Here is a 12313-nt window from a genome sequence, read left to right as displayed (position 1 = left end):
AGCCTCCGACATCGGTGGCCGTGATGACTCCTCACACTGGCCATCACTCGGGCATCCTGCCGCCGTAGCGGGCGCCGGCCATCAATCTCGACATTCGACGAAGCGCCGAAGAACCCCGCCAGGAACAGGCTGCCGGAAGCTCCCTTGCATCACAGGGGGGTTCCACTTTGCCTCTTTGTACTGAAAGATCACGTCATCCTCCGTATGCGGGACACGCATCCGGATGGATCGAGGGACTTCGGCTCGACAGACGCCACCGATGGGCGGAATCGGCTCGTCGATTCCATCGGGATCCTCTCGAGGTTTGGACGTCTCGATCGGTTCATGATTGCTCAGCTCTGCATGGTAGAGCACCGTTCCGCGCTGCTCCACGCTGACGTCGAGCACCCGAATCCGCTGCGCCTCCCACGGCTTGTCGAAATCGTCGGGGTGAACGCCCAGGTGAATCTCCTCCGTGGCGTCCCGGGAGCCCTTCACGTCGACGTGATAGAAGCCGCCCTCATCCCAGCGGATCGACGCATTCTCGGGAGAATGAGCGAGGACAGGGGCCTCACCACGGAGCAATGAAGTCAGCGCATGCCCCGGAATGGGCACCTGCGTCATGCGGGCGAGGTTGCACGCGCTGGCCGGACCGTAGAGAAACTGCTTCTCCTTGACGTCGAGCATCTCGAACGTCGAGCCATTGGAGGTGAGGGTATAGAGATTGGCGCCGAACGGGCTGACGATGTCGAAACGGACCCGATCGGGATTGACGGCGAGGATGTAGACGTCACCGCGAATTCGCCCCTTGCTCGAGAAGTGGTCGATTTTCGCGGTCCCTTGCACCCCATTGACGCAGGAGTACGTCTCCTTCATCCGGTCGAGAGCGGCCTCTCCCGTGGGAAACTGCGAGCGGGGTGGACTGACGCTGGGACAGCCGGTCAGGAACGCGGCGCTCGTGAGCACAGCGCAAAGGGTCGCGCGTTCACGCATGATGGAGGACGCTGACAAGGATCCTCCGTGACGTCAATCTGCGAAGACCGGGGCTGCGACGTACGAGACGTCGACGCCCCGATCCAAGCAGTTCGAGTGGGTCAGGATGCTCGCAGCGCGTCGAGCAGATCCACGTCGGGGATCGCGATCGGCAGCCGAGCACGCAGCACGGCCACGTCATTCTCCTCGCACAGACGCGCGAGAGAGGCGCCATCGTAGAGCGAGATCGGCGCAGCGCCCGCTGCACCAGCCTCTTCACGCGCTCCCGAGAGCGTCTGACCCGCCGTCAGGAGCCAACCCGCAACAGCAGGGCCGTAGTGGTGCAGGCCTCCTCGGAGCTCGGTCACACGCTCGCGACCAATCTCGCGACCATCACGTCGAATGACCAGGGCGACCCGCATCTCTTCGCCGCCGATAGGGCGAAGCACGCCCGTGAAGTGCGCCTCGGCTCCCGATGTCCCTGCGCGACGTACCGCGCGGATCTGCGTCATCCCCACCCGCTCGAGCGCCAGCAGGCACAGCTCCACGAACGCATGACCGGGCAGCTCGGCAAGCTTGCGGGCGAAGAGACGCCGGGCGGCGTCCCGATAGCGCTCCACGGCTTGCAACGCCTCCTGCTCGAGACGGACGAGCTCACCAGACAGCTGCCAGTCGGTCAGCGCGACCCGCCCCCCAGTGAACCTGAAACGCGCTCGCTGGCCGGCCGCTGTGCGGCGAGCATTGTCGGCACGCATCGCGGCGGCGACCTGCGACTGGACGAGCTGAGGGTCACCCTGGAGCTTGCCACGCCGCTGCGCGGTCTCTGCAATCTGCCGCAACGAGACGGGTCCAGCGTTGCGATCGAAGGTCGCCAGCAACGACGCTACCGCATCGGCCAGGTCACGACCTCCCAGATCGTCGAGCGCGTATCCTTCGCCGCCCGTGAACTCGATGATTTGAGGACGAAACGCCGGCTCGGTGGTGACAGCCGGCTCACGCCCACCGTTCCGCCCCTCGAAGCCCCGCCCCTCGAAGCTACGTCCTTCGAACCCTCGCCCCTCACTGCTGCGCCCTTCGGCACCTCGCCCCTCACTGCTGCGCCCTTCGGCACCTCGCCCCTCACTGCTGCGCCCTTCGACAGGAGTCGCCGTGTAGGTGGGCAAGCCTCCGTTGCCAGGCGCGCCCGTCTCCGGGCCGCTGCGGCCGCGACGACGACGACGACGGCGACGACGCCCCTCTCCTTGATCGGCAGCCGACAGGCTCCTGTCGTCCCCTCCAAGGATCGGCTGATCGTCGTCATCCTCTTCGTCGAAAATCTCCGCGGCTCCTGCCACCGCCTCCGCGCGCATCACGTCATCAGGCCCAGCCGGCTCTGCGTCCTCCTCCTCCTCCACGAACTGGAGCGTAGAGCGCGACGGAGACGCGGGCGGGATCACGACGGCACGGTGCTGTGCACTGTGTTCCGAGGAAGGACGCTCCTCGTCCTCTTCGTCCGTGGCAGCAGCGTCGATCGAGACCTCCACCTCCGTGGATGCCTCGAGCAGCTCGCTGTCGTCCTCACTCGGCGGGAGTTCGGGCTGGCCGTCCTCCGCTTCCACGAGCCCGACGGACTCCTCGGCCTCTCCAGGCTCCTCGAATTCGCCGTCGGCCTCGGCCTCCACGCCGAGCTCCGCCTCGGCGTCGCTCTCGACCTCGGGCGCCGGCTTGACCACCTCTTCCGCCTTGGCTGGCCGCTTCCCCTTCTTGTCGAGCCCGGCACGGATGGTCCTCTCGTCCCACTCGCGCAGCGCGAACACGCCTGGCTTCACACGAACCAGGGGATTCTCCGGAGAGTCCTTCTTGAGCATCGCCGCCAGCCGTGCGCCCATCGTGACTTCGGGGCTCTTGCCGACATGGCTCAGCAGGTTTTTCTCGATCGCGATGTCCGTGATCTCTTTGTAATGAAGCGGTCTCCCGACGAGGCGCAGGACCTCGGCGGCTGCATCCGTGAATGTCATCGTTGTTCGTCCCTTGAGCGCACCGCATCGCGGCGCGCTGCTCGGTGCCCCCCGCGCGACCACCCCGCCCGTGGCTGATGGCAATGGCCCAGCCCCAGTACGAAGCTCGCGGGATTTCCCCGCCGCGGCCGGGAAGCGCACAGTCGCTCCCACTCGGCCTAAGCGCGCGGACCTATGCCGGCTCGTAACATGGCCTCCTGGCTACGTCAACCTTGGTTGCTTTCGCCCGCCAGATCCGGGAACGTCCCCGCAATGTCGACCTGATGAGCTGCTGCACCACCATGGAAACCTAGAGAAACGGGCCCCATTCCCGTCTCGAGGACGATACCCTCATTGCGTGGAGCTCTCGCGACTGCTCGACGAGCTCACCCGGACTGCTGCTCGGACGGGCATCGAGGTCCGGATGGAGCATTTCGATCCGAACCTGTCGGACGCGCGCCGACCACGCGGCGGCCTCTGTACCGTCCGGGGCCGTCGGGTGATCCTCGTGGACGCATGCGCTGCGCTGCCCGACCGGATCGCGACCGTGGCCGCTGCGCTCTCGCGGATCGACCTGGACGCGCTCTACCTGCCGCCCATCGTGCGCGCGACCATCGGCGCCCACGCCTCGCTCTCCGGGGCCATGGCGACGCAGGTCACACCGACAGCCCGAGAAGCCAGACCGCTCCCCCCCGTGCGGGCGCGGCTGCGCGACGAGCCAGGGGAGCGGTTCGAAGCAGAGGCCTCCGAGAGACCAGACCGGGAGGAGTGAGGAGCGGTCGCTCCTGCTACATGACGCCAGGAGCGTGTCAGCCCAGCTTCTTCTCGAACTCCACATAGGCAGCCTCGATGGCTGCGTCGATCTTCCCGATCTCGGTACCACCGGCCTGCGCCATGTCGGGACGACCCCCTCCCGAACCACCGACCACCTTCGCGATCGGTCGAATGAGATCACCCGCTTTCAGCCGCTCGGTGGCAGCTTTGGACACCATCAGGGCCAGCTGCACCTTGTCGCCCACGACGGAGCCCAGGAGCACGGCGGCGCGGTCTCCCAGCTTGTCACGCAGTTTCTCGGCGATCTCGCGCAACGCCGCGGCGCTGGTTCCGTCAGCGAGCCGTCGGGCGAGCACCTTGACCCCCCCGACCTCGCGAGCCCCTTCGAGGAACGCCTCCAGGCCACCCCCACTTCCCTGACCGGGGCCTCCCCCTTCTGCCAGCCTGCGCTCCAGTTCAGCGATCTTCTTCTCGAGCTCACGCTCGTGCGCGACCAGCTTTCCGATCTTCTCTGCGAGATCTCCCCCCTGCGCGCGAGCCGCCTGACGCGCACGCCCCATGTCGTTCTCGAGGCTGCGCACATAGCTCAATGCGTTCAGGCCTGTTGCGGCGAAGAGGCGCCGCACGCCCGCAGCAACCCCCCCCTCCCCCGTGATCTTGAAGAATCCGATATCGCCGAGCGCGCTCGCGTGGGTCCCTCCACACAGCTCGACCACCTCCGGCGTCATCGACAACATCCTCACGGTGTCCCCGTACTTCTCCTCGAAGATCGCCATCGCACCGCGCTTCTTCGCTTCATCCATCGAGAGCACGTCCGTCTGTACAGACGCGTTGGAGAGCAGCTTCGCGTTCACGAGGTCCTCGATCTTCTCGGCCTCCTCCCGCGTGAGCGGCTTGTTGTGGGCGAAGTCGAACCGCAGGATGTCCGGCCCGACGCGCGAGCCTTTCTGCTGAGCGTGCTCACCGAGCACCTTGCGCAGCGCCCAGTGCAAGACATGGGTCGCAGAGTGATTGCGCCGGGTCGCGGACCGAGCAGCATGGTTCACTTCGAGGTGCACGCGCTGCCCCACCTCGATGCTCCCCTGCGAGACGACACCATCATGCACGGTGAGGCCGGTGAGCGGCTTCTGCGCATCCTTTACCTCGACGAGCAGCCCGCTCGCGGTGATGGTGCCGATATCGCCCACCTGCCCGCCACTCTCGGCGTAGAACGGCGTGCTCGCCACCACGACCTCGACGTGCGTCCCAGCCTCTGCGCGGTCCACGAGCACGCGCCGCCGACGCGCTTTTTCGCCGCTCCCCTCCGTATCCACGCGAATGAGGGCCACGACCTCGCTGTCCCCCTCCTCGGCATCGTACCCCGTGAAGGTGACGGGTTCCTGCAATCGACCGCGCGCTTCGCGGAAGGCAGGATCGAGGGCGGCCTCTGGATTGATCGGCCCGTCGGTCTCCTCCGCACCCCGAATGATCGCCTCGGCCCCTGCAACGTCGACCTCGAACTTCTGCTCCGCACAGATGACCTGGGTCAGATCCAGAGGAAAACCGTAGGTGGTGTACAGATCAGCCGCTGCCTCTGCAGGCAGGACGCGCGCATCCGTGCTCTGCATCGCGCCGAAGCGTTCCTCGAGGATCTTCATGCCGCGCTTGAGGGTGGCGCGGAACCGGACCTCCTCGTCCTCCGTGACGCGCGCGATGAGCTCTCGCCGCTCGTTGAGTTCGGGGTACACGTCGCCCATCAGACGCACGACATCGAGCGCCACTTCGTGCAGAAACGGCTTCTCGATGCCGAGGCGGTGACCGTGGCGGATGGCCCGACGCATCACCCGGCGCAGGACGTACTCGCGCTTCTGCTTCTCGGGCATCACCCCTTCGGCGATGAGGAAGGCCGTCGTACGAGCGTGATCGGCGATGACGCGCATCGACACATCGTCGGCTCCCGTCGAGCCGGTGTAGCGCTTGCCGCTCAGCTGGGCCGCCCTGTCCACGAGCCCTCGCAGCAGGTCCGTGTCGTAGTTCGACGTGACCCCTTGCAGCACGCTGGCGATGCGCTCCAGGCCCATGCCCGTGTCGACACTCGCCGCCGGCAGAGGCGTGACCGGTCCATCCTTCTCGGCCCGGTCGTATTGCATGAAGACGTTGTTCCAGATCTCCGTCCACCCGCTCCCGTCGATGCGAGGCTCCTCGCCAAAGCGCGAGAGATCCGGCTCGTTACCGTGGAAGAAGTGGATCTCGGAGCAGGGACCACAAGGCCCGGTGTCACCCATGGTCCAGAAGTTGTCCGCCAGGCCCAGGCGCTGGATCCGATCGTCGCCGAAGCCCGTCACCTTGCGCCAGATCGCAGCCGCTTCTTCGTCCGCTGGAAAGCCTCCCTCGCCATTGTAAACGGTGACGATCAGGCGTGATGCGGGGACACCGTAAACCTTGGTGAGCAGCTCCCAGGCATAGACGATGGCCTCTTCCTTGAAGTAATCGCCGAAGCTGAAGTTCCCCAGCATCTCGAAGAAGGTCTGGTGCCTCGCGGTCACGCCGACGTTCTCCAGATCGTTGTGCTTCCCGCTGATGCGAATGCACTTCTGACTCGAAGCAGCGCGGGTGTAGGGGCGCTTCTCCTTGCCCGTGAAGACGTCTTTGAACTGCACCATCCCCGCGTTCACGAACATCAGGGTGGGATCGTTCTGCGGAACCAGCGGCGCGCTCGCCACGACCTCGTGGCCTCGCTGGGCGAAGAAATCCAAGAAAGTTCGGCGGACCTGGGAGGAAACGGCAGACTGAGAGGGCGACATAAAGGCATGGCGATCTAGCACGTCCCTGGACCGCGAAGAACCCGGGGCTGCCTCGATTCACGGCCGCTCTGGGTCGCTGACGCCTACCGCTTGCCCAGACCGGCAGCCGACTCCAGCGCTGTGGTCGCTCCACGCAGGGCGCTCTCGATTGCCCCAGACACCGCATCCCGCTGGAGCTGGTCGATCTGGGCAGGCCCGCGAACCGACCGGGCTTCGGCAAGCGCCCGGGCCGATCCAGCCAAGGAGCCTTTGAGTGCCTGCTCCGGTTGCTTCCGGATGAGGAACTCGACCTGCGCTGCGTAGGAGAAGTCGCCTCCAGCCTGTCCTTTGGCGAGATGAGTGACTGCCCCATCGAGCGTGAAAGCAGGCAGCTTGCGCGCCTGGCCGACCTCCGCCGCGTCCACCCCTTCGGCCAGCAGCTCGACACCCGGAATGAGGGCGGCCTTGGCGCGCGTCTCCTCGCGGAGCACGTTGATCACGCGCCCATCCTTGACGCTGGAGCGGTTGTCGAGCTTGCCGAGCGAGACCAGAAACCGCACCGGAGCCTTGCTGGAGAGGCGCAGAATGGCCGCATCGAGCTGCGACCGAACATTGACGACCTCCTCCTTCTGCAGAGCCGCACGAAGCGCGGGCAGCGAGGAGGTCTCCCCGCGCGTGCCCAGCGCAGCCGCAGCCGCAACCCGGACCGAGGCATTGCCGTCTTTGAGGGCGCTCTCCAGTGCAGCGCGGCCGGCGGGATTCTTCGTCTTCCCAAGGGCGAGCGCAGCCGCGACCCGAACGCGAGCGTCCGTGTCGGTCGCGAGGTCCTTGAGCGCCAAGGCCTCATCCTGCGCGATTGAAGACGACGCCGAGCCGAGCAACGACGCGACGCATGCAATGACGATCAGGCGGTGTCGTAGCATCGGCTGTCCCTCGCCAGGCACCGGCAGCAGGACAGCCGGGCGCAAACCTCAGAAGAGGATACCAAGATACCAGCGCACCGTCTGCGCCGTCGCCGTATCGAGATCCGCCGAGCCCGTGGTGCGCTGGTAGTTCAGCTCCTGCCCGGGCAGGTAGCCGAGTCCTCCCAGAGGAAACATCACGCCATACTGCATCATCGTGTAGAACCCACCCATCCGGTTGGGGTCATCGTTGAGCGCGCCATCACGGGCCTGATAGTAGAGCGTGGCGTTCAGCTCGATGCCGAGATCCCGGGCGTGGCCCGGGGCCTGGACGAACTCCGCCGCGCGGCTCCAGATCGCAGCCGCGCCGCCACCGAGCCGCTGGCCGTTCTTGTCCCGCGCGAAATCGTACTCGACCGAGGGCCTGAAGTAGTAGGCGCCCTGGACCCGAGAGAGGATGTTACGCCAGAGGATCAGGTCGACGCGGTAGTCCGGGTGGAAGCGGAAGGTGGAGTAGGTCCGATCCGAGGTGAGCTGTGGCTGGATGCCCTGCCCTCGTCCAGGGGACAGGCTCCCCACGTCCCCGTCCCCGCTGGCGTAACCGAAGTTGAACTGAACCCGGAGTTTGTCCTCAAAGGCGCGCAGCTCGGCTTGCGTCGTCACACCGAACTGACGGATTCCCCAGCCATTTTTGTCCTGCACCAGCAGGTTCTCGTAGTCCGACCCCGAGACGGCGGTGTTCTCCATCGAGCCCAGGATCGCCGCGGCTTCCACCTCGAAGCGGAACTTCTTGTACAGGAGCTGGAACCACAGATCGGGGATGTACATCTCCAGACCACGGCGGCTGAAGCCTTGCCGCAAGCCCGTCGCGCTCTGGCCGAGGGACGCGCCTGCCGTCGGATCGGGCGTGGAGCTGACGTCGTTGGCGAGCTGCTGGCTGCGGTAGGTGAAGTGGACGCCGCCGTTCACCACCACGTTCCCACGCGCCAGCTCCAGCTTCTGAAGCTCGGGGTTCTTCCGACGCACCGCGGTGAGGACGTACTGGTTCACATCGTCGGCCGACGACAGATCGTAGGGCTGCCCTTGTTGTTCGTAGAGCGACGAGCTGATCGCGCCCTCGTTCATGTAGTCCCAGGCGGCAGAGAAGTAGATGTCGTACTTCTTGATGCCGGTGACGAGCATCACCCGGTCGACGGTGGTCTGCCAGTCCGAGTCGAAGCCATCGCCGCTGTTCCAGAGCATGCCGAGACCCCAGTGCTGGGGCATGCGGCCAAACCGCAGGAGACCGATGGGGGTGAGGTACTCGCCCCAGATCCGCTTCACCATCACCGAGTCGGTCGTCGAGTTGACGCCCGAGACAGGGGCCCACTGCGTGTTCGCGAATCCCCCTGCGGGCGCGTAGCCTCCGCGGGCGACGACCTGGTAGCCCGCGCCGGCAGGGCGGTTCGCATACCCCTCGGGTGTGGAACCGAGGACCATGTTGTCGAGCAGGTCGATCTGCGACAGAACACGAATGTTGTCGCTGATGTGCAGCTCCGGGTTGAGCCGGAAGCGCATGTTGGCGCCCGAGTTGGTGTTGTTCTCGCACGGCACCGGGTTGACCGGATCATCCCCGCACAGGCGGACCGGATGCGGGATGCCGTTCAGATCGACGTAGCTGTTGTCGGGCGGCTGTTCCCAGAGGAGCGCAGAGCCAGGAGGCGCGCGCCTGCCCAGCGCGAACTTGTGAAAGAGCTCGGCCCTGACACGAAAGAGACCGTGGATCTCGAAGGTCGGGCGCGCGTGAGACCACCAGTCCTCCGCATAGACCTCGCTGGGGCTCGCGCCGACCTCGCCTGACCCGCCCTGGCGGGTGGCTCGAGCAGGGGACGGGGCAGCGGGAGCCGTCGCGACGGCGGATGGCACCTGCTGTCCCCTGGGGGCGGCAGGTTGCGAGGGCATCAAGGGCTCCTCGTCCTCAGTTCCGGGTTCCGCCACGTCGCGCGGCTCCGCCGCGGGCGCAGGCGCTGTGCCGTTGACGGGAGGCTGCCCCGCTCCGGCCGCGCCTGGAGCAGGCTGCCCAGCCCCGGGTTGCCCAGGTGCCGGCTGGCCCGGCGCGGTCTGGGCGGGCGCAGGCTGGTCCGGCGTCGTGGGTTGTGCCGGCTGCGCCGCCCGCGGCTGCGCAGAGGCGCTCATTCCAGCGAGAGACAGCGCCGAGGCGAGGCCCAAGCCGAGGGCGCGAAGGCTCGATCTGCACGACATTCCCGGAAACCGCGACGAGAGGCGCATCGGGGGGGCGGTGTCTCACGCCCGGCCTGTGTGGTCAAGGCGCCGCTCGGCCTACCCGTCCTCGTCGGCCCCGGCACCCGAGGAGACGCTGGCCCCACAGCTCCCGGGTCAGGGCGGTGCTCGGACGGGGGCCCACGTCGTCTCAGGCGCGGAGCCGGTGGTCACCCCGCCACGAGAACACCACCCACCGGCACCAGGCGCGAACGGGACTCGCTGTCCAGCGCAGACGCGAACATGACGACGCGCGGACCATCGCAAACACGGACGGAGCGCATGCGCCCGCTACATCCTCATCCACCGCGAAGCGCCGCGACACGGATCGATTCGGCTTCGAGAGCCCTTGGAAATGACGACCAGATCCGAGAAGATTACGGTTACGCTGCGCCAGATTCGGCGCACGCACGCGTAGCGGCCCCTCTGGTCGACCAGCATGTCGAATCCCCCCCGGGTCCAACCGACACGCGGCACCGGAAACGAACGATCGTGAGCAAAGAGGATCGATGAAGACGTTGCGAGCGCTGTCTCTGCTGTCGGTCGGGTTCGCCGCGGTGCATCTCGGCGCCGGCGTTGCATTCGCGCAGCAGTCGGCGGCGGAGGGGGAGTTCTCGGTCCAGCGATTCGAGCCCGCGCCGGGCTCGAAGAACTACCTGAGTGTCGAGGGCGCCCGCATGGAGGCCGCCTTCGGGTGGTCTGCGGGCGTGATGTTCGATTACGCGAGCCGGCCCTTCGTGGTGCGAAGCTGCGTCTCTCAAGAGGACTGCTCTCGACCCAACCCTGTGACCGAGGACGTTCCCGTCGTCTCCGACATGTTCACGTGGAATTTGATGGGAGCGATCACCCCGCTCAAGTTCCTTCAGGTCGGCCTGCGCTTGCCCCTCGTCTACGCGAATGGCGCTGGGTTCGACCCCGCCCAGGGGACAGCGACGCAGGGGGGACTCGGCGCCTTCGCCGTCGGTGATCCCACCCTCGAAGGCAAGGTGCGTGTGTACGGCGAGCCGCGTGACCCGGTGGTGATCGGCGCGGCACTCGATCTGAGCGCGCCCCTGGGCCGGCTGACGGCAGAGAACAGCTACATCGGGAACTCCGCCCCCGTGCGCATCGGCGTGCGCGGCATCTTCGATGGATCGTCCGGGCCCCTCAGCTTCGGAGCCAACGTACGTGCCGTCATTCTGCCGGGCACCCAGCGCCTCGGCACCACGGAGATCGGCCCGGTCGAGCTGCGTTACGGGGTCGCCGTCGGCTACAAAGTCAGCGAGGTCTTCCGCGTGCTCGCGGAGGGCTTCGGCGCCACGGGGTTCAAGTTCTCCGAGGCGTCCAAGACCGGGACCAACTCCTTCGAGATCGACGGCGCCGTCCAGGTGCAGCCGCTCAGCTCGGGGCTCGTGCTCACCGCAGGTGGCGGAGCCGGCATCCTCCAGGGCGTCGGTGTTCCGGCGTTCCGCGCCCTCGCTGGCGTCGCGTTCGTCAGCGAGCCCGGGGACGAGGATGGCGACGGGATCGACGACAAGAACGACGCCTGTCCCTCTCAGCCCGAGGACAAGGACGGCTTCGAGGACGACGACGGTTGCCCCGACGACGACAACGACCGCGACGGGATCCCCGACATCCGGGACAAGTGTCCCGACAAAGCCGAGGTCATCAACGGCCTCGATGACGAAGACGGCTGCCCTGACGAGGTCCCCGACCGCGACAAGGACGGGATCCCCGACGAGAACGACAAGTGCCCCGATCAACCTGGCAAGGTGCGCACGAAGGAGTTCTACGGCTGCCCGGACAGGGATGAAGACGGCGTCCCCGATCCGATCGACCAGTGCCCCGATGCGCCGGAAGACACCGACGGCTTCGAGGACACCGACGGGTGCCCGGATCCAGACAACGATCAGGACGGCATCCCGGACGAGGCAGACGAGTGCATCGACGAGCCGGAGGTGATCAACGGCTACAAAGACGAAGATGGCTGCCCCGACGAGGTCCCCGATCGCGACAAGGACGGCATCGCGGACGACAAGGACCAGTGCCCTGATCAGCCGGAGAACTACAACGGCTTCGAGGACGAGGACGGATGCCCCGATCGCGGGCCCAACCTCGCGCAGGTCAGCGACGAGGGCATCAAGATCCTGCAGCGCGTCGAGTTCGCGGCTGCCAGCGACAAGATCCAGGGCGCTCCGAGCTTCTCCGTGCTCGATGCGGTCGTGAGCGTCCTGAAAGTGCACCCCGAGATCTTCCAGATCGAGGTGGCCGGTCACACCGACAATGTGGGTCCTGCCGACATGAACCGGACGCTGTCACAGAAGCGCGCGGAGACGGTCGTGGCGTACCTGGTCAGCAAGGGCATCGCGAGCGACCGGCTCATCGCCAAGGGCTACGGCCCCGACAAGCCCATCGCCGACAACCTGACCAACGCAGGGCGACAGAAGAATCGGCGTGTGGAGTTCAACACCGTGAAGTCACCGAAAAAGTCCGCTGCACCAGCGACCCCTGCGCCGGCCAGCCCGACGCCTGGCGGCTGATCCGACCTTCCTGGGGTCTACCTCACCCGCCGCGGCCTCCCTTCCACCTCATCTTCTCAGAGCGCACGGACCACCGGCTCCCTACCCCAGCCTCCTGGGGAGCCGGGAACCTCCAGTCCACCACGCTGTCCCCCCGATCTTGATAGCCTCGTCGCCCGGGGGGAGAACTT

The 12313-nt window shown here is 66.6% G+C and carries 7 protein-coding genes; 2 read left to right on the top strand and 5 right to left on the bottom strand.

What is annotated here, in order from left to right; all coding sequences use genetic code 11:
- Window positions 1-81: 81 nt before the first annotated feature.
- Both CMC5_RS15770 and CMC5_RS15765 read right to left on the bottom strand, forming a co-directional pair.
- Window positions 82-972, bottom strand: coding sequence for a LolA family protein (locus CMC5_RS15770; protein ID WP_050431207.1), 891 nt, complete (start codon window positions 970-972; stop codon window positions 82-84).
- Between the two features lie 101 nt (window positions 973-1073).
- Entirely contained in the window at window positions 1074-2948 is a 1875-nt protein-coding gene (locus tag CMC5_RS15765) for an HTH domain-containing protein (protein ID WP_050431206.1), read from the bottom strand.
- Window positions 2949-3285: 337 nt separating this feature from the next.
- Here CMC5_RS15765 and CMC5_RS15760 point away from each other — a divergent pair, with 337 nt between their 5' ends.
- Window positions 3286-3699 carry a hypothetical protein gene (locus CMC5_RS15760; protein ID WP_245678459.1) on the top strand — a complete coding sequence of 138 codons (414 nt, stop codon included), beginning with the start codon at window positions 3286-3288 and terminating at the stop codon, window positions 3697-3699.
- 37 nt (window positions 3700-3736) lie between these two features.
- Here the strand turns inward: CMC5_RS15760 and alaS are convergent, their stop codons facing one another.
- From alaS to CMC5_RS15745, 3 genes are all read right to left on the bottom strand, one after another.
- The gene (gene alaS / locus CMC5_RS15755; protein ID WP_050431205.1) at window positions 3737-6484 is read right to left on the bottom strand and encodes an alanine--tRNA ligase; all 2748 of its coding nucleotides are present in this window, start codon (window positions 6482-6484) and stop codon (window positions 3737-3739) included.
- An 83-nt stretch (window positions 6485-6567) separates the two neighbouring features.
- Complete coding sequence (locus tag CMC5_RS15750) at window positions 6568-7386, bottom strand: HEAT repeat domain-containing protein (RefSeq protein WP_050431204.1); 819 nt, start codon at window positions 7384-7386, stop codon at window positions 6568-6570.
- Window positions 7387-7434: 48 nt separating this feature from the next.
- The gene (locus tag CMC5_RS15745; RefSeq protein ID WP_245678458.1) at window positions 7435-9306 is read right to left on the bottom strand and encodes a TIGR04551 family protein; all 1872 of its coding nucleotides are present in this window, start codon (window positions 9304-9306) and stop codon (window positions 7435-7437) included.
- Window positions 9307-10133: 827 nt separating this feature from the next.
- Between CMC5_RS15745 and CMC5_RS15740 the strand changes: the two genes are divergently transcribed.
- The gene (locus tag CMC5_RS15740; protein ID WP_050431202.1) at window positions 10134-12143 is read left to right on the top strand and encodes an OmpA family protein; all 2010 of its coding nucleotides are present in this window, start codon (window positions 10134-10136) and stop codon (window positions 12141-12143) included.
- The last annotated feature ends 170 nt before the right edge of the window (window positions 12144-12313 follow it).

Origin of the sequence: Chondromyces crocatus, from assembly GCF_001189295.1 — a bacterium.
Lineage (GTDB): Bacteria > Myxococcota_A > Polyangia > Polyangiales > Polyangiaceae > Chondromyces > Chondromyces crocatus.
The sequence above is the reverse complement of the archived record's forward strand: the minus strand, read 5'-3'. Positions and strand labels throughout refer to the sequence as shown.

Bases quoted from the DNA above. Each gene is read 5' to 3' on its own strand.
- CMC5_RS15770 (WP_050431207.1), bottom strand. From the start codon at position 972: ATGCGTGAACGCGCGACCCTTTGCGCTGTGCTCACGAGCGCCGCGTTC.
- CMC5_RS15765 (WP_050431206.1), bottom strand. From the start codon at position 2,948: ATGACATTCACGGATGCAGCCGCCGAGGTCCTGCGCCTCGTCGGGAGA.
- alaS (WP_050431205.1), bottom strand. From the start codon at position 6,484: ATGTCGCCCTCTCAGTCTGCCGTTTCCTCCCAGGTCCGCCGAACTTTC.
- CMC5_RS15750 (WP_050431204.1), bottom strand. From the start codon at position 7,386: ATGCTACGACACCGCCTGATCGTCATTGCATGCGTCGCGTCGTTGCTC.
- CMC5_RS15745 (WP_245678458.1), bottom strand. From the start codon at position 9,306: ATGCCCTCGCAACCTGCCGCCCCCAGGGGACAGCAGGTGCCATCCGCC.
- CMC5_RS15740 (WP_050431202.1), top strand. From the start codon at position 10,134: ATGAAGACGTTGCGAGCGCTGTCTCTGCTGTCGGTCGGGTTCGCCGCG.